21 protein-coding genes are annotated in these 26,668 nt (G+C 49.6%); 18 read left to right on the top strand and 3 right to left on the bottom strand.

Annotated elements, in window-relative coordinates; genetic code table 11:
• The first annotated feature begins 22 nt into the window (after positions 1 to 22).
• From M2108_RS06135 to M2108_RS06110, 6 genes are all read left to right on the top strand, one after another.
• Positions 23 to 538 (top strand): hypothetical protein, encoded by a 516-nt coding sequence (locus M2108_RS06135; RefSeq protein ID WP_280767955.1) that lies wholly within the window; start codon positions 23 to 25, stop codon positions 536 to 538.
• A gap of 502 nt (positions 539 to 1,040) precedes the next feature.
• Entirely contained in the window at positions 1,041 to 2,147 is a 1,107-nt protein-coding gene (locus M2108_RS06130; RefSeq protein ID WP_481856860.1) for an oxidoreductase, read from the top strand.
• A gap of 924 nt (positions 2,148 to 3,071) precedes the next feature.
• Positions 3,072 to 4,034 carry an AraC family transcriptional regulator gene (locus tag M2108_RS06125; protein ID WP_277468306.1) on the top strand — a complete coding sequence of 321 codons (963 nt, stop codon included), beginning with the start codon at positions 3,072 to 3,074 and terminating at the stop codon, positions 4,032 to 4,034.
• A gap of 180 nt (positions 4,035 to 4,214) precedes the next feature.
• Positions 4,215 to 5,174: an SDR family oxidoreductase gene (locus M2108_RS06120; protein ID WP_277468307.1), complete on the top strand. Its 960-nt coding sequence runs from the start codon at positions 4,215 to 4,217 to the stop codon at positions 5,172 to 5,174.
• Positions 5,175 to 5,370: 196 nt separating this feature from the next.
• The gene (locus M2108_RS06115) at positions 5,371 to 5,571 is read left to right on the top strand and encodes a hypothetical protein (protein WP_277467903.1); all 201 of its coding nucleotides are present in this window, start codon (positions 5,371 to 5,373) and stop codon (positions 5,569 to 5,571) included.
• A 450-nt stretch (positions 5,572 to 6,021) separates the two neighbouring features.
• Positions 6,022 to 7,197, top strand: a complete 1,176-nt coding sequence (locus M2108_RS06110; protein ID WP_277467904.1) for a glycosyltransferase family 8 protein — start codon at positions 6,022 to 6,024, stop codon at positions 7,195 to 7,197.
• A gap of 285 nt (positions 7,198 to 7,482) precedes the next feature.
• Here the strand turns inward: M2108_RS06110 and M2108_RS06105 are convergent, their stop codons facing one another.
• Entirely contained in the window at positions 7,483 to 8,259 is a 777-nt protein-coding gene (locus tag M2108_RS06105; protein ID WP_277467905.1) for an isochorismatase family protein, read from the bottom strand.
• Between the two features lie 257 nt (positions 8,260 to 8,516).
• Between M2108_RS06105 and M2108_RS06100 the strand changes: the two genes are divergently transcribed.
• The 11 genes from M2108_RS06100 (at position 8,517) to M2108_RS06050 (ending at position 20,939) form a co-directional block, all read left to right on the top strand.
• Positions 8,517 to 9,401, top strand: coding sequence for a polysaccharide deacetylase family protein (locus tag M2108_RS06100; protein WP_277467906.1), 885 nt, complete (start codon positions 8,517 to 8,519; stop codon positions 9,399 to 9,401).
• 22 nt (positions 9,402 to 9,423) lie between these two features.
• Positions 9,424 to 10,446 (top strand): ABC transporter substrate-binding protein, encoded by a 1,023-nt coding sequence (locus M2108_RS06095; protein WP_277467907.1) that lies wholly within the window; start codon positions 9,424 to 9,426, stop codon positions 10,444 to 10,446.
• A gap of 80 nt (positions 10,447 to 10,526) precedes the next feature.
• Positions 10,527 to 11,288: an ABC transporter ATP-binding protein gene (locus M2108_RS06090; protein ID WP_277468308.1), complete on the top strand. Its 762-nt coding sequence runs from the start codon at positions 10,527 to 10,529 to the stop codon at positions 11,286 to 11,288.
• A 27-nt stretch (positions 11,289 to 11,315) separates the two neighbouring features.
• The gene (locus M2108_RS06085) at positions 11,316 to 12,194 is read left to right on the top strand and encodes an ABC transporter permease (protein ID WP_481856861.1); all 879 of its coding nucleotides are present in this window, start codon (positions 11,316 to 11,318) and stop codon (positions 12,192 to 12,194) included.
• A 90-nt stretch (positions 12,195 to 12,284) separates the two neighbouring features.
• On the top strand, positions 12,285 to 13,622 hold the full coding sequence (locus M2108_RS06080; RefSeq protein WP_277467909.1) for an MFS transporter: 1,338 nt from the start codon (positions 12,285 to 12,287) through the stop codon (positions 13,620 to 13,622).
• Positions 13,623 to 13,645: 23 nt separating this feature from the next.
• Positions 13,646 to 14,326 (top strand): cysteine hydrolase family protein, encoded by a 681-nt coding sequence (locus tag M2108_RS06075; protein ID WP_277467910.1) that lies wholly within the window; start codon positions 13,646 to 13,648, stop codon positions 14,324 to 14,326.
• Between the two features lie 517 nt (positions 14,327 to 14,843).
• The gene (locus M2108_RS06070; protein WP_280767956.1) at positions 14,844 to 15,851 is read left to right on the top strand and encodes an ABC transporter substrate-binding protein; all 1,008 of its coding nucleotides are present in this window, start codon (positions 14,844 to 14,846) and stop codon (positions 15,849 to 15,851) included.
• Between the two features lie 145 nt (positions 15,852 to 15,996).
• Positions 15,997 to 17,589, top strand: a complete 1,593-nt coding sequence (locus M2108_RS06065) for a helix-turn-helix domain-containing protein (RefSeq protein ID WP_277467912.1) — start codon at positions 15,997 to 15,999, stop codon at positions 17,587 to 17,589.
• Positions 17,590 to 17,751: 162 nt separating this feature from the next.
• Positions 17,752 to 18,789 carry an NAD(P)/FAD-dependent oxidoreductase gene (locus M2108_RS06060; RefSeq protein WP_277467913.1) on the top strand — a complete coding sequence of 346 codons (1,038 nt, stop codon included), beginning with the start codon at positions 17,752 to 17,754 and terminating at the stop codon, positions 18,787 to 18,789.
• A gap of 823 nt (positions 18,790 to 19,612) precedes the next feature.
• On the top strand, positions 19,613 to 20,392 hold the full coding sequence (locus tag M2108_RS06055; protein ID WP_277467914.1) for a hypothetical protein: 780 nt from the start codon (positions 19,613 to 19,615) through the stop codon (positions 20,390 to 20,392).
• 13 nt (positions 20,393 to 20,405) lie between these two features.
• Positions 20,406 to 20,939, top strand: coding sequence for a P-loop nucleotide/nucleoside kinase family protein (locus tag M2108_RS06050; RefSeq protein WP_277467915.1), 534 nt, complete (start codon positions 20,406 to 20,408; stop codon positions 20,937 to 20,939).
• 65 nt (positions 20,940 to 21,004) lie between these two features.
• Here M2108_RS06050 and M2108_RS06045 read toward each other — a convergent pair whose 3' ends face one another.
• Complete coding sequence (locus M2108_RS06045; protein WP_277467916.1) at positions 21,005 to 23,641, bottom strand: family 16 glycosylhydrolase; 2,637 nt, start codon at positions 23,639 to 23,641, stop codon at positions 21,005 to 21,007.
• A 251-nt stretch (positions 23,642 to 23,892) separates the two neighbouring features.
• On the opposite strand from M2108_RS06045, the gene M2108_RS06040 reads away from it, so the two are divergent.
• Positions 23,893 to 25,062, top strand: a complete 1,170-nt coding sequence (locus M2108_RS06040) for a cobalamin-independent methionine synthase II family protein (protein WP_277467917.1) — start codon at positions 23,893 to 23,895, stop codon at positions 25,060 to 25,062.
• Between the two features lie 62 nt (positions 25,063 to 25,124).
• Here the strand turns inward: M2108_RS06040 and M2108_RS06035 are convergent, their stop codons facing one another.
• Positions 25,125 to 26,663, bottom strand: a complete 1,539-nt coding sequence (locus tag M2108_RS06035) for a response regulator (RefSeq protein WP_277467918.1) — start codon at positions 26,661 to 26,663, stop codon at positions 25,125 to 25,127.
• Positions 26,664 to 26,668: the final 5 nt, after the last annotated feature.

The following is a 26,668-nucleotide window of genomic DNA, read 5'->3' as shown; positions in this document are numbered from 1 at the left end:
TGCCGTTGGTCCTTATGGGAGCGTGATGAGGTCAACGGACGGACGGAATTGGAAAGCATTGTCGAAGTTTGGAAGCTATCACCTCACAACCATCGCTTGGGATGGAACGAAATATGTTATGTTTGGCTCAAACACGGAATATGAAAGAGAAGCGAATTATGCGTCTTCCGAGGCATTTGCGTCTACCGATGGACTACAGTGGAAGAAGATCGCTTTTGAGCCGGGTGAAGCGATTCATTATCTCACCTGGGGAAAAAACAATTTTGTGGCTGTAGGACGGGAGCATGTATTCACTTCAGTGACGGGGAGAATTGGACCAAGACCCTCACGTTTGGGGTTGAGTATGGCTCGCATCCGATTGAATATATTAACGATAACTATTTTATTATTAAGTGGAATGAGGTTCCTGTTCCCCCCAAAATATCCATTTGAAATCAACGGCAATGAAGTGATGAAAGACGGTGTTAAAGCGCACGGAAAATATATATTTGTCGGTGCGTATGGTCAAATGATGTATAACAATGCATTGAAATTCTGAAGATCCGATTATTATTAAATAAACGATAAAGTAAAAACACCGGATCGGAATATAAAAGGAGGCTATCCAGCTAAGGATGACCTCCTTTATCTTTGTGCTTGTATATGCTGTCCGCTTGATGTTGCCGAGTTGAAGGATTGATGCAATTCATTGGTTGGTTGAGGTTCTCCTACAGTACAGGATAACGAAAGCTTAAAATGCCTTTTCATAAACGCAAGAATCTGTTCAGCAAATGCACGGCTGTGAGCTTCCCACTGATCCGCAAGCATGGCACTGATGGAATCGTTACGGGACGGGGCAACTGGTGAGCAGGTTCAGCGCTATCGGGAGGTCTTGACGGGATGTCTGGAGCAGGTCTGTCTCTGATCGCACTAATTGAATGAAAAAGCAGCCCCTCATAAGGTGTAGATAAACAAATAATTTATCTTAATATGGGTCATAATTTGTAAAACAACATTGAACCAAAGTTAAAGGAGATATGACCTTGACAACACCTGCTCACATGAATAAATTTCCCCGTCTTATGTCTGAACTAAAGATTGGTAAACTGCAGCTAAAGAATCGGGTTGGTGTCGCGCCAATGACCAGAATCAGCGCATCTGAAGACGGCCAAGCAACAAAAACCATGCTGGACTATTATGAAAGCTTTGCACAAGGAGGTTTTGGGTTCCTGATCACGGAAGGTGTCTATCCCGATGCAATGTATAGCCAAGGGTATTTCAACCAATCAGGAATTGCAAATGAGAAGCATATCGATGCATGGAGAACAATAACCGGGGCGGTTCATCAAGCCGGATCAAAGATCATCGTCCAATTGATGCACGCAGGTGCCCAGTCACAAGGAAACCGTTACAAGAGCGAGGTCATCGCGCCCTCAGATATACGGGCAAAAGGTGAACAACTTCCATTCTATGTCGGAGAGGGCCCTTACAAAACACCAAAAAAAATGACAAAAGCAGACATCCAAGAGGTCGTTCATGGTTTTGCGGAGGCGGCCAAACGGGCAAAAGAAGCAGGGTTCGATGGCGTGGAAATTCATGGTGCCAACGGCTATTTGCTCGATGAATTCTTGACGGATTATATGAATCAAAGAACGGATGAATATGGAGGCTCTACCGAGAACCGGGTCCGTATTCTACTTGAGGTCGCTAACGCTGTGCGTGAAGCGGTTGGGAGTGATTTTGTCGTAGGAATCCGTATTTCCCAAGGAAAGGTCAGTGATTATCATCATAAATGGGCCGGGGGCGAAAAGGATGCCGAAATCATTTTTTCAAGGTTGAGCAGTACGGGTCTGGATTATATCCATGTCACCGAATATGATGCGGCTCGGGCGGCATTTGAGGGAACTGAACTTACGCTTGCTGCGTTGGCCAAGAAATTCGGTACTGTTCCAGTGATGGCGAATGGTAATCTCGAAGATCCTAATAAAGCAGAGCAGCTATTGATGAGCGGTGATGCTGATCTGATCACCCTGGGCAAAGGAGCGCTTGCCAACCATGACTGGCCTCAGCGTATCTTGACCGAGCAGCCTCTGCGGGAGTTTAATCCGGAAATTTTAGGACCGAAGGCCAATATAAAGGAACAAGAATTGAGAATGGCCAATGATTAAGGTGGAACAAGCTTTGTCGAAACTGCGCCAGCGATTATGCTGGCGTTTCTTTGCATACCGGCGTGCGTCTGAGAACGCAGAAAGGCACCCATCGAGTCTTTCCAATTTCGCTGAATAGATGATACGGTGAACCGTATCATAAGTAGGGGCAAGTTTCTTGAAGAAAAACTCGCAGGAGCTTGTAAATAAGTTTTGAAGGGCTTAGAGTTGGGTTGACCAACACTTGTTAGGAAAGTCGCTACATAAAGCCTCCTGTGAGGGAATAGGGATGACTGTAGTTTGAGGGTTCGCTAAACGTGCTGAGGAACCTGAGTATGAAATTAGTAACGATGAATACTACCAAAGCGACTACAATGAAATAGATCCAAAAATAGTTGCTAATGTAATGAGTGATCTAGGAGTATCAATAAATAAATTTCAATCTAGAAATAATCTAAGTCATGAAGCAGATGTATTTTTTCAGGCGACGCATTGAACCAAAGATATATTGGATTTCTGAACAAGTACATGCAATTAAGGGGAAAGAAGCTCTGGTTCTTTGAATACTTAGAACACCTTGAAAGACAAATTGATTGTGATCTATCACGTGCATATAGATTGAGAAATATTTTAACGCACCAGGCGTATATCGATAAAATCTTTTTTGAAGATAATATATGAAAGAATTTCTTTTTATCTTAATCTAATCACCATATCAACCGATACAGTGAACTGTACCACAAGTATCGATAAGTTTTCTGAAGAAAAACTCGCAGGGGCCAGTAGTTACAGTATGAAGACCTTAGGAATTGGATAGGTCATGCTCCGCTCGAAACGGTGCGTAAACTGGCTTCTGCAAGTTTATTTGTGCTACAAAATAATGATGTATCTGAATGCATGCCTATAATCCCGTTACATCTGAGGGGGAGGAAGTTGCTTGTGAACATGGCCAATAACCATAAATATGAGGATGTATCTGTATTAGACGAGGCCAAGTCAGCGCTAGATGGTGAAGCAGCCCGGTTGGCAAGTTTGATTTACACGCATACTTCGCAGGATGGGACCTATGCTTCACCGATCCATGGTCTGTATGTGAACCGATATTCGCAAGTAGAAGCGGCGGATGATGTTCACACCATGTTCTCGCCGACAATCTGCATTGCAGCGCAAGGGAAAAAGCGAATTACCGTAGGCAAGGATGCTTATGAGTATAATGCTTCGCGAATGTATATTGCCCCCGTTGCCTTGCCGGTTGCGATGAAAATCATGCAGGCCAGCCCCCAAGCACCGTTCTTGGGGATAGGTTTATACCTTGATCCGCAAAGGATTGCTTCGTTGCTGCCGATGGTATTTCCTAATGGTTTGCCGGAGGTTAGCAATCGCAGTGCGTGCTACGTCATCGAAGCAGATTTGGCCATGATGAATGCCGCTGCAAGATTAATGGCTTGTCTGTCCTCTCCCGATGATGCTCAAATGCTGGCTCCGTTGGTGAAAGACGAGATTTATATCCGCCTCCTCCGTAGCCCAATCGGTGTTTATGTTGCCGAGACTGTTCTGGCGGAATCGGGCATGCAGCAGGTTGCAAAAGCGATTGATTGGCTCCAAAATAACTTTTCCCAGCCGTGGAAAGTAGCGGATTTGGCGGAGTTGGTCCATATGAGCGAATCGTCGTTTCGCGAGTATTTCAGATCGGCTACTGCGATGAGCCCTCTGCAATATCAAAAGGTGCTGCGCCTGCAAGAGGCGAGGCGTCTAATGTTATCCAGCTCCATTGACGCAACTACGGCGAGCCGGCTTGTGGGCTATTTGAGCGATTCCCAATTTAGCCGCGATTACAGCCGATTTTTTGGGTGCCCTCCAACTAGAGATATCACAAGGTGGCGTCAGGACCAGCAACATTTGAAGTGAAACGCACACGTAAACGGTTTTTCAATTTCCGCGGGCATAGCGCCCAGCGGATTTTTCTTTATTAAGCGGCGGAATCTGTTGAATCAGGCAAAAACTCCGACGGAAAAGGCAAAGACCGCAGTGGTCAATCCCCTATACTTAGAGTAAACATCCTACCGATAGGAAAGGGGCTTTTTGAAAATGCGTGTATTGGTTACAGGGGCGACAGGCTTCATCGGAGGGGCGGTCGTTCGCGAACTGCTGGATGCCGGTCACCAAGTGGTTGGTCTTGCCCGTTCTGAAAAAGCCGGTAGACGGCTTACGGCATTGGGTGCCCAGGTTCAAATCGGTTCGATTGAGGATTTAGCAGGCTTGCGGAAAGTGGCTGCTGCAGTAGACGGGGTCATTCATTTGGCCTTCTTCCACAAGTTCTCGCATGCGGGCCTTCCAACTCGGCTTAGAGTTTTATTCGGCGGGAATCCTCGTCATGTGGTGATGCGATTTATGAAGGCTGCAATTGAGACCGACAGGCGAGCCATCGAGACACTTGGCACCGCCTTACCCGCCGGTGACCGGGCGCTTGTCGTAGCGATACCTACGATGACGCTCACTCCCGGCCGTATCGGAACGGAGGACAGTGCTGGGGATCCTCAATCCCCAGGTGGATTACGCGTCATTTCTGAACATACCACCTTAGACTTGGCGAATCGGGGGGTACGTTCCTCGATTGTACGCCTCCCACCGATCGTACACGGTGAAGGCGATAAGACGGGCTTGTTCCCAAATCTGGTGAACATCGCTCACAAGAAGGGTTTCTCCGCCTATACAGGCTCCGGAACCAACCGTTGGCCATCCGTGCACCTACTGGATGCGGCGCGCCTTTTTAGACTCGCCTTAGAACAAGCTCCGGCAGGGTCCCGGTTTCATGCGGTTAGCGAAGAGGGCATTCCGTTTCAAGAGATCGCCACGGCTTTGGGCCTCCATCTGAACTTGCCGGCCCAAGGCATTGGAGCTGAAGAAGCAGGTAAACATTTCGGATGGCTTGCGCCCTTCACGACAACGGATAATCCGGCGTCCAGTGCGTTGACGCAGGAGCGTTTGGGATGGAATCCAGTACATCCTACCCTTTTAGATGATATCCGGAAGGGGTATTATTTCTAATTGTAAACCGAGAATGGATGCTTCGTGGAAGGGGCGATTTCGTTGTTGATTTCAGTGACACGGGTGCGAGTGAAGGGCATGTGGGTGCTCCCGTTTTTTTATTTACCACATCGTTCGGTCAACGAAGCAACTGAATAAGGCTGCCGGATTGCTACATTCCGACCTCACACGCGACAGTTGGAGAGTAGGCTGGACGATGTCGGTATGGGAGAAGAAGGATCGCATGCTGGAATACCGCAATCACGGCAATCACGCCAAGGCCATGCGGATCGCACGCCGAATTGGAGATGAATTGGATGCCGTCCACTGGGATGCCGAAACTATTCCTAGCTGGGAGGAAGCGAAGATCCGTTTGCATCAAAAGTACGGCAGGAAACTGGACCAGCACAAGCGGTGAATTTGTGCGTCCTTTTCGACCCCTAGCTGGTGCCTCAATCGAGAAGATCGGTATTGACCCTATAGCCACTATAGGGTTTAAAGGGGCAACAGCTTCACGGTGTATCAACGGAGGATAATTCATATGGGAAATAAGATGATTCGGACACTCGTTCTAGCATTTTGACGGATCAGCTGTGGTTGTCCCATGTTCATGCGGAGGGGAGCGTTTTTGGATCACATGTTCATTTGATTGAACAAGAAATTCAGGAGCAGCCTGCCCGTCATGTTCTGGGGGATCGTGCAACGGTTACAAGAATCCATCCTGATTTGCAGAATGATTCACAATAAAATCGGATCCGTACGGGGGATTAGTCCAATCCAATCACTGGGGTAATCACATACACTTGGAGTAGTCTAATGCATAAGGCGGCTACACAAAAGTACTTTTAAGGGTAGGTGATCCTTGAAAATGATTGAGTTGGTTTTGACGATCAACGATAAAGACGGGAGCTACACGGAGCACGCGGGTGTTGTTCTGGCATCAGTTTTTTCCAATACCCAGCAAACGATTAATGTGCACATTGTGCATGATACTTCCTTAAGTGAAGAAAACAAGGGTAAACTCAGCCAGTTGGTGGATCTATTTCACCACAACATCTTTTTTTATCATATTACAATTCCTGGGGATATGTATGAAATTGCTTCCGGCGTGCACAAGATCGACTATTGGACAATAGCTAGTATGTACCGTTTGTTGCTTCCGTTATTTATTCAGACCGACAGGGTTATTTATTTGGACTGCGACATTTTGGTTAATATGGATATTAACGAATTGTGGAGCATCGACCTGGGAGAACGGTATTTGGGCGCAGTGCTGGATCAAGGCCAAAATTTGCTGGAGTACTTTACTTCACTTGGCCTTTGTGCAGAGCTGTATTTTAACTCAGGGGTAATTCTGTTTCATCTGGACAATATCCGCAATAAACAGACCTGGTATGAAGAAATGCTCCATTTCTTGCGCAGCTATCCAACGATGACCATGCCTGATCAGGATGTTCTGAATTCTGTTTATAGCTCCAACTATTTGCAAATGGATCAGCGCTTTAATACATTCGCGCATGCTGAACTCGAGTTAGAGAACAAAATTGTTCACTTCGCCGGGGACAACAAATGGTGGGATATTGATTCACCCGCAGCACCGCTATACGCTAAATTCCTTGCCATGACCCCGTGGGCTAGAGAACTTGCATCAGAACCGGTTTACGAACCGGAGCAGGCCAACATCCCGCCTGAGCCGCCCGTCTCAGAAATTCAGCCTGTAGTAATACAGCTACCTGAAAACCCGGTCGTTGAAGCGGTAGCCCCGGCCCCGCAGAACATAAGCGTAAAGCCGCACAGATGGAAACGCCGCAGATCGTTACGGTTACGGATAAGACGCAGATTGAGACTGAGAAAGAAAAGAATGATTCGCGCCAAATACCGTTCTATAAAGCGGTTAGAACTGATCAAGCGTCTACATGTAAAAAAGAAAAAAGCACTGCAAATGAGAATGAAGAAACTGGGACTGGTCAAAAAAAAGAGCAAGCATGTGATGAAAAAGGTACCTCCGAAAAAAAGCACATACCATTTGAAGCGTACCTCATAAGGGTCTATAAGAGCGATCTGCCCGGTGATCCGGGTGGATTGTTAGAATTAGGGTGTTAGACAAGTCTTTAGTAGAATATTGCTAAGAAGCTGAGACAAAGACCCGCGAATTCGTTCTTCTGCAAAATTTGCCACCGTTATCGAGGCATGAAGGCCTTCCAGGGTTTTATGATAAAACGGTGCAGTTTCTATTGAACCTGTAGCAGTGCAGGAATGGAGAATAGGATAAAGTTATGACTAGTCCCGATGAAGCTTGATTCATCGGGACTTTTTCTTGTAGCGGCTCTTATTTCTTTCTCGAGAGCAGATATCGGATCACTTCTCCTGCAGGGAGTACATCACCGAACTTCCGATCGATATCGGCCAGATTGTTGCGATGCACAAATTCATCTCGATCCCCCACCGCTTCGGCCGGAATAATTGGACGAATGGCGTGCTGAATGGTTTCCGTCGCCATTGCCCGAATCGCCCCGCTGGTGGAAAACCCGCATAGAATAAGCGTGTCGCATGACGTCTCGCGGAGAATAGGCAGCAAATCTGAATCGGAGTAGACGGAGTAATATTTCGTATATAGGGTCCGGTCGCTCTTTCGGGTTCGAATTCGTTTATCCAGCACAATGTCGTTCGGATTTGTGGCGAGCGCCTGCATGCCAGGAACCTTTTTGGCAAAGATACGAAGCGCGGGATCGTCGGTTTTATTATAAGAATGCGTATAAATGACTTGAACGCCCGTTTCATGAGCAGTGTCAACAAGCTTACCGATCGTTTCCACTTCTTTATCCCAATCGCCGTGCATCGGCGATTCTTTGTTTGTAAAAGCGGTGCTGCAGTCCATCACGAGCAATACAGGTCTGCTGCCGAACCCGAACCGCCCCGAAAATCCCCGCGTGACGAAATATTGCTCGATTTCATCGGTAGAATACCGCCGTTGCCCCCCGGGCGTGTAGTAAACCCGGATTCCATAGCCTTTGACTGTATCATCCTGCTCCAGCCGCCTTAATGTAGTGGAGGAGATTCCAAGCAGCTTCGCGGCTTCATTGATTGGTACTAAAATGACGCGCACGCACCCTTCCTATCAACGATGTAAATCTCATTTCATTATACTTCAAGTGTTAAAAAACCGCTAAGTATAATAGACTAGTGTTATCTTATCTAACATAAAAAAATGAAAACAAGTATAAAATCTCATAATGTTACATTTGTGTTATATATTTTCGAAAAAACGGATTGACGGATGGTAAATATCTTATATAATTATGACAAGGTTTGAGTAAGTTTGGTTAAGTTTTATAACACAATTCGTTGAAGGAGTGATTGTCCATGAACCATTCTCGTTTTGATTACTCTCCGCTTGTAGACCGTAAGCCTTATCACCTGCCGAACGGCGCCCGTGTCGCGCTGTGGGTCATCCCGAACATTGAGCATTTTCATTTCGATATGGGGGGAACGCCTATCGTCAGCACGACGACCGGTCTTGTGCCGGATGTCTTGAATTACTCGTGGCGTGATTATGGGAACCGCGTCGGCGTGTGGCGTATGATGGACATCATGGAAAAGTACGGTGTTAAAGGCTCGGCGACGCTCAACTCTGAAGTATGCGAGCTGTATCCGCAAATTATGGAAGCGGGCATGAAGCTCGAATGGGAATGGCTTGGCCACGGGCAAACGAATTCACGATTTGTGGTCGGGATGGAGGAAGAGGAGGAACGGGCCATCATCCGCGATGTGCGGGATACGATCATGAAGGCGACGGGGAAAGCACCGAAGGGCTGGCTTGGACCTGCGTTGTCGGAGACGTTCAACACCCCGGATCTACTCGCTGAGGAAGGATTCGAGTATGTGGCCGATTGGGTGAACGATGATCAGCCGTATCCGATGAAGGTGAGGAATAACAGTCTATGTTCCATTCCGTACTCGATCGAGATTAACGATATTACGGCATTTCTGGGTCTGCACCGGAGCTCGGAGGAATTCGCGCAGATGATTATCGATCAGTTCGACGTTCTTTACGAAGATGGCGCTTCGACTGGCCGCGTGATGTCAATCTGCCTTCATCCGTTCCTGATCGGCCATCCGCACCGCAGCAAATATCTCGACAAGGCTCTCAAGCATATCACGAGCCGGGAAGACGTTTGGATTGCGACCGGCGGAGAAATTATCGAGCACTATAAGGAATCATACTTGAAACAATCGGTATCAAAATAGAGAGGTTCGGAGGGGATTCCATATGAATAAAAAGGTATCATTATTCAGTATGATTTGCGCAGCAGTGTTGGTTATCTCGGCCTGCGGCGGGAATACCGCATCTTCTCCTTCCGAGGCAGAAACGTCGGCGGCTGGCTCGGAGAGCGGCACAGAAACTAAAGTTACGAGCGTGAAAACCGTTTTATCCTGGTACGCGCAGCCGGAGCAAGGGGGCACATTTGCCGCAATATCCAAAGGGTATTTTGACGAAGCCGGATTGGACGTCACGATTGAACCAGGCGGTCCGCAAGTGTCTTCGATTCAAATCGTGGCCTCAGGCAAAGCAGAGTTCGGCTACACGACAGGCGACAAACTGGTGCTCGCCAAATCTGAGGGCATTCCCATCATTGGGCTCATGGCTGGATATCAGAATAGCCCGCTTATCTTCATGAGTCATAAAGACGCAGGAATCAAAGATTTTTCGGACTTGAGCGGCCGAACGGTCTATACGACGCCGGGCTTCACCTTCTGGGATTATGTTAAGCATAAATACAAATTGGAAAATGTAACCGAGCTGTCATACCTGGGAGACCCGTCCAACTTCGTAGCGGATGAGAATGCGGTGACGCAATCTTATTTGACGAATGAGCCGTTTGCATTGGAACAGCAGGGCATCCAAACCGATACACTGTTAATCTCGGAATCCGGCTATGCGACTTACGACCAGGTGTTGTTTACGACTGAGAAGTATCTGGAGAGCAATCCGGATATCGTGAAGGCTTATATTGCGGCTACACTGAAAGGGTGGGACTACTACAAGGACCATTCCGACGAAATCAATCCGGTCATTTTGGAGCAAAATGCGAATGCGTCTTTGGAAGGCTTCGCTTATGCGTCTACGTTCCAGGACCGGTTCGTGTTTAGCGGCGACGCGAGTACGCATGGCGTCGGATATATGAGCAAGGAGCGTTGGGACACGTTAATCGAGCAATTGGCGGAGATCGGAGCGCTAAAGGAACCGGTCCCTTCGGAACAAATTTTTACGACCGACTATTTGCCGGAGTAACGGCTTATAGAGCTTTACGAATACGCAAAATGGAGGTGATCGCAGTGAGCGCGCAAGCGGAAATACAGCAGCTTGACGAGATGTCAAAAAATCAGCTTGTCATGATGGATAGCTTGGAGAAGATATACCCGAACGGCACCATCGCTGTGAAGGACGCCACTTTGGAAGTAGGCGAAGGCGAGTTTCTATGCTTTGTCGGTCCGTCGGGCTGCGGCAAATCAACCATTTTCAATATGATAACCGGCTTAACTGAACCGACGGATGGCAAGCTCGCCGTTCTGCAGACGAATCCCGAGGAAGCCCGCAAGCATAACGACATTGCGTTTGTCTTTCAGGAGCATACGCTGCTCCCTTGGAGCAATCTGTTGGATAACGTGATGCTGCCGTTAAAGCTGCGGAGAGTACCCAAGAAGCAGTGTATCGAAGAAGCCGAGCGCGTGCTGGAGCTGGTTGGGCTGAAGGAGCATATGAAATCATTGCCGCGCCAGCTGTCCGGCGGGATGAAGATGAGGGTGTCCATTGCCCGTGCGCTTGTGTCGAGACCGAAGCTGCTGCTCATGGATGAACCATTCGGAGCACTGGACGAAATTACGCGGCAAACGCTGCAGGATGAGCTTCTGGACATTTGGCAGAAGGATAAGCAAATGAGTGTATTGTTTATTACGCACAACGTGTTTGAGGCTGTCTTTTTATCGACGCGGGTGGTTGTCATGACGCCGCGACCGGGGAAAATTGCCGATATCGTGGACGTGCCGGTAGCGTTCCCGCGGCATGACGAGTTTCGGACTACACATGAATTCAGCGAATTGGTGCGAACAATTTCGCTCGGCCTTCAGCACTAACCCGGAAAGGAGAATGTACAAATGGAAATGGAAAACAAGGCGGAGCTTATATCGGATGTGAATTCGGGCATGGAGTCCCGGAACGGATCGGAAGCCTTGTTCGGGTTTATCCGCAAAGGCGTGGGCGCGCTGCAGCGCGCCCTTCTCCGAATATTTCCGGCGATTGCGGTGCTGGTCCTGGTTCTAGGCGCGTGGGAGATCATTGTGAGACTGGCCAATATTCCGTTCTATATTTTGCCGAAGCCTTCTAATATTTACGAGGCGGCCGCAGCGAACTGGAGCGGCCTGCTCAGCTCGGTACGAGTGACAGTCATCGAATCGGTGCTGGGTTTTGCGATGAGCGTCGTGCTCGGAATCGGGCTGGCCGTATTGCTGGCGTTATCTAAATCGGTGGAACGAGGCGTGTATCCGTACGCGATCATTTTGCAAACTGTACCCATCGTTGCCATCGCCCCGATTATCGTGATCTGGTTCGGGGCTGGTATGAACGCCATTGTGATCATCGCATTCCTGATCAGCTTCTTTCCGATCTTGTCCAATACGTTGACTGGATTAAAATCGACCGAGCAAAACATGAAAAATTTGTTTTATTTGTATAATGCAACGAAAATGCAAACGATGTGGAGGCTGCGTTTGCCGGCAGCGTTGCCGTATATTTTGGCTGGCTTGAAAATTTCGTGCGCGATGTCGGTTGTTGGCGCAATCGTCGGCGAATATATCGCCGGGATTGGCGGCGGCAATGGAGGGCTTGGGTACGCGATTACGATTGCGGCAACACGGCTTCAAACCGGTTATTTGTTTGCCTGCGGTCTCACAGCGTCCGTCATAGGCATCGTATTCTTCCTGCTGATTAATTTGCTGTCCAAACGGCTGCTAAGCTCGTGGCATGAATCGGAGCAGCACTAGGGCGGCGAAGATGCAGGTCTCCTCGTATTGGACAGCCAGCCTTGCCGTGCTATCATGATATAACATCGCAGGCTGAAAGGATGAAGCGTTTTGCGTCTACTTATAGCAGTAGCTTTCGGAATTTTGTTAAACCCATTGAATTCTTCTATGATCTCGGTAGCGTTAACACGTTTGCAGGGGGATTTTGAACTAACGTTTGCAGATTCGACATGGCTTATATCTACTTATTACTTAGCAAGCGCCATCGGTCAACCGGTTATGGGGAAGCTGACCGACACCTGGGGACAAAAGCGGATGTTTCTGATCGGGCTCGGACTTGTCGCCGTGGCTTCCATGCTGGCGCCGCTCGCTGCGAGTTTCGGCTGGCTGATCGTCTTCCGGATGATTCAAGCAGTGGGAAGCTCTACGCTTTATCCCGCTGGCATGGCTGCCGTGCGCAAACATATTACTGAGAAACAGGCTCAGTCGCTAGGTGTGCTAAATATTTTCGCTTCCAGCTCGGCGGCGTTCGGTCCCTCCATCGGTGGTTTTCTCATTTTCAATTGGGATTGGCAGGCTATTTTCTTCATCAATTTTCCTTTTATCATTGCTTCGTTCATCCTGGCGATTCGAGCGTTTCCGAAGGATGAGCGGCCAGTGAATAAGCCGGCCGCACCCGATGTCGGCGGCATTCTGTTATTCGCTGTCTCCATCATAGGCCTGCTGATGTTTCTCCTATCGTTGGAGCAGCAAGCCAACTGGTGGCTGCTGCTGATATTCGCTATTGCTGTGTTATGGTTTATTCGGCATGAAACCCGTCGGTCGGCACCGTTCGTCAACGTATCGTCTTTGCGGAAAAACGTGAATGTCAGTCTCGTATACGTTCAGTTCATCTTGGTCAATATTTTGTTTTATTCGATGTTTTTCGGTGTACCGACTTATTTGCAGAAGGTGCAAGGCTTTGGAGCTGATGTGACTGGCGTCGTCATGCTGTCAATCGCTGGCTTCAGCGTCGTGGTGTCGCCGCTTGCTGGACGGTGGATTGATCGGACTCAATCTTCCAAATCGGTGCTTCTAGTAGGGGCGATATGCGCTATCTTTGGTACCTTGCTGCTGTTGACCATAGGCAATAACAGTTCACCATTTTACTTATTCGCTGTGCTATCCGTACTAGGCATCAGCAACGGGTTTAATAATTTGGGGCTTCAGACCGCCTTGTTCGCATTTGCAGACCCGCAGGAGACCGGCATCGCATCCGGCTTGTTTATGACATCCCGATACTTAGGCACGATCCTATCCTCAAGCTTACTCGGGATCGCTTTCGGCCAGCAGGTAACGACGGCTCAATTTCATGTCGTTGCAATTGTCGGCGCAGCCATAGGTGTGCTGGTCCTGCTGTTGTCGGCGAGAATGCCGCGCAAAGCCCCGCTGCGTCAAGTTGGAACATAATCGACTGTGAAGGAGTCTTTATAATGAAAAAATGGATGGAAGTCATCCCTGAAGCTGAACAGAAAACATACAAGAGAGCGGGCTTTTTCGAGAAGGCTGAGCTGGGGGAGCGCGCGGCGCTTATTGTCGTAGACGTGACTTACGGCTTCACCGGCTCCGAATCGCTTACATTGGAGCAAGCGATTCAAGAGTATCCTACTGCCTGCGGACCCGCCTCATGGGAAGCGATGCCGCATATTGCCGCACTTATCGCGTTGTTTCGTGAACGAAAGCTTCCCGTCGTATATTCCAGGACGAACCCTTACGACACGCAATTTGCCGGCGGAGCCGTTAAGTCGAAGAAAAGACTAAATATGGAAGGAATGTACAATGAATTCCCTCCGTCTATTGCCCCGATCGAAGGGGAATGGGTGCTGGAGAAAACGAAAGCGAGTGCCTTCTTTCAAACGCCGCTGCAAGCTTATTTGGTTAAGGAGCGGGTCGATACGGTCATCGTGTGCGGGGTTTCCACATCCGGCTGTGTACGTGCAACATCCGTGGACTCGCATTCGAACGGCTTCACCACATTCGTAGTTGACGATTGCTGCTTTGATCGTTCGTATTTCTCGCATTGCACCAATTTATTCGACTTGAACGCGAAGTACGCGACGGTGCTGTCGCTTAGTGAGGTAACAGAAATGTTTATAGCTCCAGTTGCGCAATAAAGTATACAGATGCGAATAGGCAATTCTAAACAAGGAGAAGTCTGTGATAGTTGCAGGCTTCTTTTGTTTATATTGATTTTTTTAACTTATGAATTCCTGATTATGATCCGATAAAATAATTAGTATTATTTGGAATATTTAATTAATGAGGAATTTAATGAAAAATTAATGAAATGAAAAGGCTGATGTGGTTGTTGATCGTGCCATGTACCGTATCACAAGTAGGGCAAAATTTAAGTTAATTGCTATAAGGTGTGTAAAGCCCTCCATGGGTAACTGGCGGAGGGAATGAAATAAGCAATCGACGAGAGCCTTTTCTTCTCTGTAGAAGAGGCTCTTTATTGTTTCTTTAATAAGGAAGTGATGAATTTGTATAAAGCCATCCGTAGAGAATGTGTATTGAACATGAAATTCAATGTGGGGTACAATCTACTCATTACAAATGATAATGATTATCATTATAGATTGGTAAATTGTTTTGCTACAAAACATAAAACTTATAGGAGTGGATTAATTCATGGCAAGATCGGGATTTATGAAAATAGGATGGATACCGCTTATAACGGCAGCAATAATTACGGTGACAGGTTGCGGCTCGACAGGCAACCAAGCTGAGGCTACGGTGAATTCCGATCAGTCTGCACAGACAACGGCAGCGCCAAGCGAAGCTCCGGCTCAGACGGAGACGCGCGTCGTAACCGATGGCTTCGGAAAGGTAGAGATTCCGACAAATCCTAAGCGAATCTCAGCGCTTTATCGTGAAGATTATTTGGTTGCGCTTGGGGTAACGCCTATTGTGCAATATTATAACCCAATGTGGGGTAAGCAGGATTATTTGAAGCTGGACGTGCCGTTGTTCGACGTGACCGGCAACATCGAAGCATTGCTTGTGTCTGAGCCGGACTTGATCATCGGAGCCGGTGAGGTCGATGCGGCACAATACGAGCTCTATTCCAAGGTTGCGCCGACGTTCCGTTTGCCGGACGATGTACTTGCGGATACGCGTAAAACATTGACCTTAATCGCCGATTTGCTTGGTCTCAGCGATAAGGCGGAGCAGGTTCTTGCGGATTACGAAGCCCGTATTGCCGATGTGAAGGCGAAGCTGAACGCGGCGATTGGCGATGAGAAGCTTGTTGTTCTGCGGATGAACGTCGTAGATAAATCGGTTAATATTTTCGGTGTTCATAACACGTTTGTCGGACAAATCTTGTATGAGGATCTTGGGCTGAAAGCACCGGCGTTCGCCGAGGCGATGACGGAGGGCAATATCGTCTTGTCGAAGGAGGTTGTTCCGGAGCTTGATGCAGACCATATTATTTTGCTTCCGTCCAACGGGGCGTGGGAGGATGAGAGCAACGCGAAAGCGCTTGAGGAAATGAAGGCAGATCCGATATGGCAGACCGTTCCTGCATTTAAGAACGGCCATGTATATCCCGTAGAGAGATCATATTGGCAGACGGGAGCCATTACGGCTAACGGGTTGAAGATGGATGATTTACTTCGATTGCTGGCATCTCAGTAGAAAATAAGAGTGAATAAGTTCAATGGCGGGATCCATCGCCATAATTGAGAAAGAGCCGCCTATCAACGATGGTTGATAGGCGGCTTATTATGATTTACACTATATTCATTGAGAATGAATATCAATTAAGAGGCGGTTGATAGTAATGATGGATATTGAACAGTGCAAACAAGCTGGGACTGCACCCTCAGTTCAATATGTCCTGCAATCGATCCGCTTAATTGTTGCGGACGAGCAATCGGAAATGGGTGATTTGGACGGCGGCGATAGTAACGATAAGGAAGGCTATGAACTGCTCATTATAATGAGCGGGACGGAACAAGGAAAATGTTATCTGCAGGGGCCTGGAAGGCCCGTATCTGTTGATCAAGAGATTATGAGATGCAGTTATTACCGAGTGTGCTTCGCCATTAGTGGCCATGATACAGCTTCGAGCTTGCTGCCGAATAAGCAAGAGCTTGTCTGTTCGCCGTTCGCGAAGACGATGGAGCTGCTTGATGAGTTATATAGACTTCGCGGGACGAGCGATGAGCTCGAGCTATTCCAACGATTTGTGAGATTTCAGGAGCTGCTGCTCTTTCTATTCCGCCAAAATGCACCTGTAGACGAGGATAAGGGACCAGATATCGAGCGGTATGGGGTGGAGCTTAGCATACAGCATATTCATCAGTATTACCAAGAGCTTCTGACCGTAGAGGAGCTGGCCTCCCTCGCAGGCATTGATCGCTGGAAGTATACCCGACTGTTCAAAGAGGCTACGGGTCAAGTACCGCTCCAGTATTTGAATGAAGTACGGATTAATCAAGCCAAGATGTGGCTGGCAAGAGCCGATGACAAGCTGCTCGATATTGCACTGAATGCAGGGTTCAACAATGAATATTATTTCAATCGTCGTTTCAAGCAGACAGTAGGCATGTCGCCCGGGCAATACCGTCGTAGCCGTAAAGGACAGCTTAGAGTAGTAGCGCCGTATTTGGAGGATTTCATAGTCGCGCTAGGTATGCAGCCCATCGTCCAGTATTGGCATGCAAAATGGGGGAAACAAGACTATCTAGGCTTAAATCATATTCCGACGTTCGACGAAAATGACGACAGCTTTGAATCGCTTTCCGGTTATAAGCCGGATTTGATATTGCTTATGGATCGTTACGAGCAGCAGCAATATTCTCAGTTTCGACGCATATCCGACACATGTATCCTGCGTGAGCAGTCTAGTAATTGGCGTACGCTGCTGCGTACCGTCGCCGATTATTTTGGCCGGATGGAGTTGGCCGACGATGCTATCGCAAAGTATGACTTCAAAGCGCGGACTGCGAGTCATACGCTGAGTCAGGTTATGAAAGGTGAAACGGTCGCTTTTTTGCGTATCTCGGCGGACCAAATCATTCAATATACGGAAGAAGGGCAAGGCTTTGTTTCGACTGTTCTCTATGGCGATGTCGGCTTGCGCTCGCACTCCGCAGTAGGTGTAGCTTTAAAAGCGAATAGGCCGGGCATGTTCAATCTTTCTGTAGAGGACCTGCGTACGCTAACTGCGGATCATCTGTTCGTTACTTTCGATAAATGGCATAGCCAAGCAGAAGGATCGGAGAGGGAATTGCTGGGACAGCCAGAGTGGTGTGATCTGCCCGCTGTACGAAACAACCGCGTCTACGAGGTTGACTTTCTAACGTGGATGAATAACGGAATTATCTCCAATAGCAAAAAAATCGATGATATACTGCGATCGTTAGCTTGATTTCTTTTTGCTTGCGACTAAAAATGGTATGCCTCCTCTATTTTGTATAAAGCAACCGTCGATTTTGTCCATTGTTATTGTCACGTTGCCGAAGCTACAATTATGTTGATAATGATTATCATAGCATGGACGTTACATGAGCCGGTTGGAGGAGGAGATCGATTGACTGAGCAGCTTGAATTATACGATGTGACGATTATCGGCGGTGGTCCTGCGGGAATGTATACTGCCTTTTATAGTGGAATGCGCGATTTGAAGACGAAGCTAATAGAAGCGAAAGACGAGCTGGGCGGGCGGATGCTTATTTATCCGGAGAAAATGATTTGGGATGTTGGAGGGATTGGGCCGATCCTATGCGAGAAGTTAATCGCCCAACTGTCAGAACAGGCGAAGACATTCGAGCCGACAATTGTATTCGGCCAGCACATTATCGGATTGGAGAAACAAGCGGATTCGACGTATATTCTGGAGGCGGCAACGGGGGAGAAGCACTGGACACGCACGGTCATTCTGGCTATCGGCCGCGGCATTCTGCGAATGGCGAAGCTGGAGCTGGAAGGGGCTGAGCGCTATGAAGTGTCCAATCTGCACTATACGGTGCAGGAACTGGAGCCTTTTAGGGGAAAACGAGTGCTTATTTCGGGTGGTGGAAACTCCGCTGTCGATTGGGCGAACGAGCTGGTCCCCATCGCTGCTCAAGTCACAGTCGTGCATAGGCGTGACCGCTTCGGTGGACATGAGAAAAACATTATTCGAATGAAGGATTCTTCTGCCGTTGTGCTTACGCCATATGAAGTCACGCAGTTATACAGCGGCAACGGAAAAACGATTGAACGGGTGAAGATCACCCATATCGAATCAGGGGACTCACGCGAGCTAGAAATAGACGAGATTATCGTCAACCACGGGCTGAAGTCCGATTTTACAGGTATCAAGGATTGGGGACTGGATATGGACGACTGGAACATATTCGTCAGCCCAAGACTTGAGACCAACTTGCCGGGCATCTTCGGGGCCGGCGACTTCGCCAATTACGAAAGCAAGCTCAATCTCATTGCAGGGGCGTTCACGGATGCGGCCTTAGCGCTTAACAGCGCCAAACGGTACCTGGATCCCGAAGCGCCGAGAATGGCTTATGTATCGTCGCATAATGAGAGGTATAAAGAACGGAACAAAGCGCTTGGCGTATCCGATGAATAGCAGGGCCTGCTATCTTTAAAGCAGCCTGAGGCAATCAGGCTATCAAGACAAAGAATTATATTGTAGCAAGCTAAAACTAATCAAAACGCTTGGCGGCCACTGGGCCGCCAAGCGTTTTTCGCCGATAGACTCGTTAAGATGAGCCATATCATAAGTAGACACCCTACTCTAAATTAAAAGAATTCTACCGGATTTCAGATCAGAAGGGTTATGGCTGTGGCTCAAAGCGGATGTGGTGAACAACATCTTTTTCGAAAAATTTTACAAGATTCGGCTTCATGTGAGTCAATTTATGAAGCGAATCAATAATCAACCGTTGGAAACGATTGATCGCCTACTTATCAGGTTATAAACTTAATTGCGGTTTATAAAGATAATGAAGAATCTAATGATCAAAATAAATGGCTCATTCCATTCCTTAAGGAAGTTCCAAGTGATATTCCTCGCAATTATCTAGATTTGAAAGAAGTCTTTTTGGAAAAGAATAAGAAATCATTGGTTGAAAAAAACGAATTTCATTTTCATTATGGTAATCCGGATAAAACATATGCAGAGCGATTAAGTGGATTTGAAAAGGTGCATTTACATCATCACAACATAGATGTACATAATTTGGTTAATTACTTTCGAGCTAAAGGCGAGCTAAAGGGTCGATTAAATAGTTTTTTTGACTTCACCCTAAGTAATGATCAATTGACACCCACCCCCAACCAATGCTATTTTAACTCTAGAAAATCAAAGGCAATGTAACCTTAGGGTTCAACCTCGCTGAGAAGTGTGGGTTGGGCCCTTTTTGCATTCCGACATAGGGAGGAATATTAGCGTGCTGCGGACAGAGTTGCTTTTACAAAGGCTGGATGAGATTGGGGAGACGCTCGGACGTAAGGGAGGGGCGCTTTTGCTGCTGGGTGTGGGGTCAGTGGGGGTGGAGCTCATGCGGATGGATGAGTATTCGGATTTGGATTTTTTTGTTATTGTGGAAGCAGGGCAGAAGGACAGGTATATTGACCGGCTGGATTGGCTGGAGGAGACGTATCCGCTTGCGTATGCTTTTAAAAACTCCGATGTGGGCTGCAAAATCCTGTTCGAGGACGGGATTTATGGGGAATACGCGATATTCGAGGAGCGGGAGCTGACAGATGCCGCTTATACGGAGGGCCGGGTGGTGTGGAAGGATCCGCTGTACAGCAACACGGCCATTGCCAAACCGCGCAGACCGCTGCCGAGTCAAAAGAGTGATTCCCTGGACTTTCCGCTGAACGAAGCATTAACCAACCTGTATGTGGGACTGGGCCGTTATGCCAGGGGAGAGCGCCTATCTGCTGCGCGGTTTATCCAGGGGCATGCGATCGACCGGATTTTGTCGGTGCTTCATCTGCTGGAGCCGGAGGTCGATTACTTCCCCGATCCCTTCGGGAATGAGCGCCGTTTAGAGAAGCGGTACCCCGGTTTTGTCGAAAAGCTTGGCGGTATGTTGCAGGGATATGATCGTGTACCGGAATCGGCACTGTGCATTTTAGAGTTTATTGAAGCGGTGTATCCGGCCAATCCAAGACTAAGCACGGAGATACGAAACCTGGTTCATAGGCTAACTGCCAGATAAGGAGTGACACACAATGTTACAAAAATCAGACCTGGAACAGCTGCTCGGCCCAGACAATGATTCGGATAAGCCTTTGGTTGTGCTGATGTGCGGGATAGCGGGCTCGGGCAAGACGACCTTTTCGCAGCAAATAGAGCCGTACGGCTTCACACGCCTGTCTATTGATGAAGAGGTGTGGGCGGTTCATGGGCGGTACGGGATCGACTATCCGGCCGAGAAGTACCGGGAGTATCTGAATGAGGCGCATCTCAGTCTGCACAATCAGATTGTACAGTGTATTAAAGAGAATAAACCGGCTGTGGTGGACTCCAGCTTCTGGAGCAAGGCGGAACGGGATAAGTATAAGCGGCTGATCGAAGAGGCGGGAGGCCAGTGGAAGCTGATCTACCTGAAGGTGCATCCGGATGAGCTGCGGAGGCGGCTGAAGGTCCGGAGTGAGCGTTTTGATGCGAATGCTGCTTTTACGATCACTGAGGAGCTGTTAAATACCTTTCTTAGCGGCTTCGAGGAGCCAAAGGGCGAAGGAGAATGGGTTATTGAGAACTAAAAAAGAGACCTCAACACGCTCTGCTGAGCGGAATTGAGGTCTTTTTCATACCATAGCTGCGGACCTTACTCCGGCACCCCCTGCGTCACCCCATGCACATAAGTCTGCCAAGGTGTATCGAGCGCTCCCTGGCCCGGGTTATAGGTGAAGAAGTACTCTACCGTGTCGCCCTGCTGCAGGTTCAGCACAGGGTAGGTAAAGTTGCCGTTGCCGGTGGAGGTCATGGCTACATTGAGCTGGCCGCCGCCGTTGATTTTGTAATGCAGGTCGGCGAAGGTTGCGCCGTTGACGTAGAATTGCAGGTTGTTGCCGGTCTTCTTCAGGCCGCGTACGCTGTCGCCGATGACTACGGTGACAGGCGGCGGAGTTACGACGGTGATGGTGCTGGAGGCCGTTTTGCCGCCGTCAGCGGTTGTAGCGGTTACTGTGACGGTGCCCGCCGCGAGTCCGGTTACGCTGCCGCTGGCGTTAACGGAAGCAACCGCAGGGTTGGAAACGGACCAGCTGACTGCTTTGTTAGTAGCATTTGCAGGAGCGACATTAGCAGCTAACTGAACGCTCTGCCCGACTTCGATCTGCGGGGAGGACGGTGTCACTGTGACTCCGCTGACCGCAACATTGCCGGGGTTACCCGGATTGCCGCCGCCGGTGCCTTCCTTATACACGCGTACATAGTCCACTTGCATGGTAGCCGGAATATCGGACGCTGCCGGTACCCGGCCGCCGTCAAAATGGCCGCCGACTGCCAGGTTCATGATCAGGTAGAACGGCTGGTCGAACGGTGCATTCGGATTGTTCGGAGCGGCTACCGAATACCACTGCTCACGGGTTACTTTGAAGAAAAACTTGCCATCCACATACCACTTCATGTTGTCCTCTTCCCATACCATCGTGTAGACATGGTAATCGTTCGCGAATGTCTGCCCTTGCGGGAAGTGATATTCGCCGGCGATGTAACGGTTCACCGGCCACTGTCCGCCGAAGTGGATCGCGCCGCTGGTTGTGCCAGGGAGCCGTCCTTTGGCTTCCATAATATCGATTTCGCCGGAAGCGGCCCAGGCGCCGTAGGCGGCATCCTCAGGCAGCATCCAGAGCGCCGGCCAGATCCCGTCACCGGTAGGCAGCTTGGCGCGGATATCTACCCGGCCGTACTGGAGGGACAGATTGTCTTTGGTGTTGATTTTGCCGGAGGAATATTCCGCATACCGGTTAGGGTCCTGCGGGAACGAACGGTGGTCGTTCAGGGCGCGGATATTCAACTGTCCACCCGAGACGAACACGTTCTGCGTGCTGTTGGTATAATGCTGCAGTTCGGCGTTGCCCCAGCCCCAGCTGTTAACGTCGTCGCTGATGTAATAGCCGGTCTCATAATTCCATTTGCTAGTATCAAGCGCAGTACCGCTGAATTCGTCCTGCCAGATGAGGTTCATGCCGGCAATGGCCGGATCGCTTGGCGTACCGATAGCGATATCCTCCTGGTCAGATTCATCCGGGCGGGGAGCATTAGGATTGCCGATAAAGTTGTAATAGACATAGTTGCTGCCGACATTGCCGCCGCTCTGTCCGTTCAGCGGATAACCGATGCGGATTTCCATGTTCTCCTGAATGGGCTGGAACCACAGGCCGTAGATATAGTCAGCCCAGTAGCCCCATTGGTTGGCAGCGGACATGTTATTGTAGCCGTTACCCGCATAGACAAATCCGCTTTGGGCGGAGCTGCTGAGATCGACCCATACGCCGGCTTTTTTAATCTGATAGACGAACTTGCCCAGCTCGCTGCCGATCGGCGCACCTCCGTCAATTTTCGGGAGCGGGAAGCCGATAGAGCCGTTATTGTCAGCTGTGTAAGTCGTATTACTGTCATAGGCGGACAGCACATACGAGTTACGGACCGGCTGATTGAAGTTAATGGTGTAGACCAGGCTGGCCCCGGAGGTTTTGGATTCCAGCTTCACGTTAATGGATTCCGTTACTGTGAACCAGTAGCCGCCGCCTCCTTCCGTGAACTGGCCGAAGTTGCTGTCATAGATCCAGCCGCTGGCCGCATTGTTGTCGATGTTAACCCACTGGCTGCTGCTGACCGGCTTGACGGACAGCTTCAGATCCTGGGCTACAGCGGCGTAGATGAGATTCGGATCATTGTTGAACACCGGATACGTAAAGCCCGCACTGCCAGTAAAGCCTGCAGTAAGCACCGGCCCCTGTGTGGCAGCCATCGACGTTATGGTCGCTGTGTTGACATTCTGGAACGCCAATGTGTAATTCAGCGTAACGTTGCTGTTGGCTTTGGAGTAGAGCTGAATTTCAGTAGTAGCGCTGAGAGTGAACCAGTAGCCGTTCGCACCGCCATCACTCCAGTGCCCCCAGTTCTGGTTATAGACGAAGCCGCCTGCGCTGTCGATGTCTACCCAGTTGCCATTTTTCTTCACTTTGACGCCAACATCGCCGGAGACATCATTCCAGGTTGCAGCACCGCCATTGAATATTGGCATAACAAACCCGTAGCTGGCTTGTCCTACACCCGATTTGGAGATGACCGGCCCGTCTGCCGCCGAGAAATAAGCCATGGACGTTACCGTAGTCGCCGCTGCCTGAACCTTAGAGGCCGGTAGCAATCCTATGCCCGATAACATCAATAAAGCGAGAAACAGACTCCAAACCTTACGCGAGAACCGGGGCTCAGCCATATTCAATCGTTTCATACTTGCCCTCCTTTAGAATAGTCTGGTCTTTTGGAAACCGCTTACAAATAAGTACATCTTCATTCTAGCGAATGGGCTGGCCTGGAAAAAGGTGCAGGATTTTATATACAGGCCCAATATTTTGGTTTTGGGGAGCTATAGCCCCTCCCTATAACCAGATATGACATTTAGGTGTTATCGCCCGGCCTCAGCCGCATGCTACAATCACAGCACGAAGAACTTGATGCGAGCATAACGGAGGAGGAATTATAATGTGTAATAAATTTCAAATCGTAGGCAGCCTGTTACGGCCATCGGAACTGTTAAAATATAAAACGCAGATTGAGCACCGGGATGATATCAGCTATCCGTTTTATGAGGATTTTGCAGGTTATGAGAGTTGTGAGGCTGCGGCGATTAAGGATGTAGTGAAGAAGGAAATCGAGCACGGCCTGTCGGTAGTCACAGACGGCGAGTATTCGAAATCGATGTGGCATCTGGATTTTGTGTGGGGCTTTGAAGGAGTTGAGCGTTATATCGCGGATCACGGGTACTTTTTCCGGGATACAGACGGCACTTCGAAGTACGAGACACGCAAAGATATCGGCCTGCGGATTACAGGCGAGCTGAGCGGGAAGAATCATCATTTTATCAAAATATTCAAGGAATTCCAGGAGCATGCCGGTGACCGAGAAACGAAGCTGTGCGTTCCATCACCGTCGCATATTTTTGGAGAGCTGTCCTGGTCTGACAATATTGGCGGCAAGGATGCCGTATATAAGAATAGACAAGAACTGAAGGACGGCCTCATTAAGGCGTATAAGGAATTTGTAGGCGAATTTGCGGCAACAGGCGGCAAAATCATTCAGTTCGACGACTGCCTGTGGGAGCTTTTTGCAGATGATAACCCGAACTCCCCGTATACCGGCGAAAATATCAATCAGGAGGAAGTACAGGCGCTTGCTACTGAATTCATTGATATTAACAACACTGTGATTGATTACGGCCATAGCCTGGGGCTGAAGGTGTGGACGCACAACTGCCGCGGGAATTATGATTCCCGTAACATGGGCGGGGGCTCGTACGTTAAGATTGCCAACCTGTTCCTGAAGCAGCTGAAGTATGACCGCTTTTTCCTGGAGTGGGATGATGAGCGCGCGGGTTCGCTTGAGGCTCTCGCCGTCTTCAAGGATCGCCCGGAAACTGAGATTGTACTCGGCCTGCTGTCCTCCAAGACGAATACGCTTGATGATGAAGAGCGCGTAGTCAGACTGCTGAATGAAGCAGCGACGATTATTGATAAAGACCGGCTGTTCCTCTCCCATCAGTGCGGATTTGCTTCCTGCGACGGGGGTAATGAACTGACAGAAGACGAGCAATGGGCAAAAATCAATCAAGGACAGCGGATCGCCAAGCAATATTGGCAGACCCAGTCTGTATAAAAAAGAAGGCCTTAGTCCAGCGTTTCGTTGGAGTAAGGCCTTTTTTCCGTGAAAAGCGTCCGCTACCCCTGCTTGCGCCGCACCATCTGCCGGTATTCCGTGGGCTGCATGCCCATGACCTCGCGGAAGGCGCGGGTGAAGCTTTTGTAGCTTTCGTAGCCGACCAGCGGCGTGATCTCGACGATCTTGTACTCCGTCTCAGCCAGGAGACGGCGCGCCTTATCCAGCCTGACATCGCGCAGGTATTCAGCGAAGCCCTTGCCGACGTTTTTCTTGAACAGGTTGGAGAAATAGGCATAGTTCAGCGACACATGGTTGGACACCATCGCCAGATCCAGCGGCTTGTGGTAATTCTCGTGGATGAAGCGGATCGCCTCGTTCAGGTCCTGGGAGTTGCGGTAGCTGCACTTGAATTCGTGATAGAACTGGCTCAGCCGCAGCATCTGCTGCTGGAGCGCCTGAATATATTCGCGGATGCCGGGATGATCATAGAGATTGCGCAGCGGATCGATATCCAGCGCATCCTCGCCCATGTAGGGGCGGATCACCCACTCGTACTCCTCCAGCATCTGCACCACTGCCCGGCACAGCCGTTCCGTATAACTGATGTGATAGCGCTGCAGTACATTTTTATGAAAAAGCATAGAGATGCCTTCGGCGATCCGGCTGCCGCTATCCGCTCCGATGAAGCGGAACAGGGCGTACAGCTCCTCATGGGGGAGCTGCCACTGCTGCATGAGCCCTGCGGTTTTCTCCGGCAGGATGCAGCGCAGCTCAGGAAACAGATAGCTGTGCCTGTATAGCTCCTGCACCTCAGCGTAGGCAGCGGGCAGCGCCTTTAAGCCCTGCTGCGGCCCGGTTATGGCCGCTGTCGCCGCGATCTGCGCAGCTTTGAGCGCCTCAGGCAGCTTACCCGTATCTGCGGCGGCGTCTACCGCCAGAATCAGATGCGGGCGGCGCTGCAAGCAGAGGCAGCCTTCGCTGCCGTACACGCTGTAGGCAAGCGACTCCATGCTGTGGGCGCTGCTCGCGCCCGGCTGGTTAATCCGCCGCTCCTCGCTCAGCAGGCACAGCCGGTAGCTGGCCCACAGCTCCGGGTGCTGCTGCTCCGTCCCGAAAGTCCACGCCTCGTCGTAGGCCGAGCCCTGCATGTACAGGCTCAGCTCCTTGCGGTCCGCCTCCCGGGCCATCCGGGACAGCTGCTCCATGTCGCGGGACATTGCCTGCCGGGTCATGATCTCCTGCCACACATGCTCCACCGAGGCCTGCAGGTCCTCGCGGTTCACAGGCTTGAGCAGATAACCCTTTGCTCCCAGGCCGATTGCCTTCTGGGCATAAGCAAAATCGCCGTAGCCGCTGATAATCAGGTAATCGACGGTCAGCTGCTCCTCCCGGGTCCTTGCCATCAGCTCAAGGCCGTCCATATCGGGCATGCGGATGTCAGTAATGACAAGCTGGATGCTGTGCCGGCGGAGCAGCTGCAAGGCTTCAATACCGTTAGCGGCGCTATAGATACTGTCCGGCTGCTGCGGGAACTGGCTCACCATTGCCTGCAGCCCGTCGCGGATATGCTTCTGGTCGTCTACAATCAGCAGGTTCATCAACT

Origin of the sequence: Paenibacillus sp. PastM-3, assembly GCF_029893965.1 — a bacterium.
Lineage (GTDB): Bacteria > Bacillota > Bacilli > Paenibacillales > Paenibacillaceae > Paenibacillus_AQ.
The sequence above is the reverse complement of the archived record's forward strand: the minus strand, read 5'-3'. Positions and strand labels throughout refer to the sequence as shown.

Excerpts from the sequence above, each read along its gene's own strand:
- M2108_RS06085 (WP_481856861.1), top strand. The coding sequence starts at position 11,316 with ATGGAAAACAAGGCGGAGCTTATATCGGATGTGAATTCGGGCATGGAG.
- M2108_RS06095 (WP_277467907.1), top strand. The coding sequence starts at position 9,424 with ATGAATAAAAAGGTATCATTATTCAGTATGATTTGCGCAGCAGTGTTG.
- M2108_RS06070 (WP_280767956.1), top strand. The coding sequence starts at position 14,844 with ATGGCAAGATCGGGATTTATGAAAATAGGATGGATACCGCTTATAACG.
- M2108_RS06125 (WP_277468306.1), top strand. The coding sequence starts at position 3,072 with ATGGCCAATAACCATAAATATGAGGATGTATCTGTATTAGACGAGGCC.
- M2108_RS06035 (WP_277467918.1), bottom strand. The coding sequence starts at position 26,663 with ATGAACCTGCTGATTGTAGACGACCAGAAGCATATCCGCGACGGGCTG.
- M2108_RS06115 (WP_277467903.1), top strand. The coding sequence starts at position 5,371 with ATGTCGGTATGGGAGAAGAAGGATCGCATGCTGGAATACCGCAATCAC.
- M2108_RS06050 (WP_277467915.1), top strand. The coding sequence starts at position 20,406 with ATGTTACAAAAATCAGACCTGGAACAGCTGCTCGGCCCAGACAATGAT.
- M2108_RS06130 (WP_481856860.1), top strand. The coding sequence starts at position 1,041 with ATGAATAAATTTCCCCGTCTTATGTCTGAACTAAAGATTGGTAAACTG.
- M2108_RS06100 (WP_277467906.1), top strand. The coding sequence starts at position 8,517 with ATGAACCATTCTCGTTTTGATTACTCTCCGCTTGTAGACCGTAAGCCT.
- M2108_RS06040 (WP_277467917.1), top strand. The coding sequence starts at position 23,893 with ATGTGTAATAAATTTCAAATCGTAGGCAGCCTGTTACGGCCATCGGAA.
- M2108_RS06075 (WP_277467910.1), top strand. The coding sequence starts at position 13,646 with ATGAAAAAATGGATGGAAGTCATCCCTGAAGCTGAACAGAAAACATAC.
- M2108_RS06120 (WP_277468307.1), top strand. The coding sequence starts at position 4,215 with ATGCGTGTATTGGTTACAGGGGCGACAGGCTTCATCGGAGGGGCGGTC.
- M2108_RS06090 (WP_277468308.1), top strand. The coding sequence starts at position 10,527 with ATGTCAAAAAATCAGCTTGTCATGATGGATAGCTTGGAGAAGATATAC.
- M2108_RS06065 (WP_277467912.1), top strand. The coding sequence starts at position 15,997 with ATGATGGATATTGAACAGTGCAAACAAGCTGGGACTGCACCCTCAGTT.
- M2108_RS06110 (WP_277467904.1), top strand. The coding sequence starts at position 6,022 with ATGATTGAGTTGGTTTTGACGATCAACGATAAAGACGGGAGCTACACG.
- M2108_RS06045 (WP_277467916.1), bottom strand. The coding sequence starts at position 23,641 with ATGAAACGATTGAATATGGCTGAGCCCCGGTTCTCGCGTAAGGTTTGG.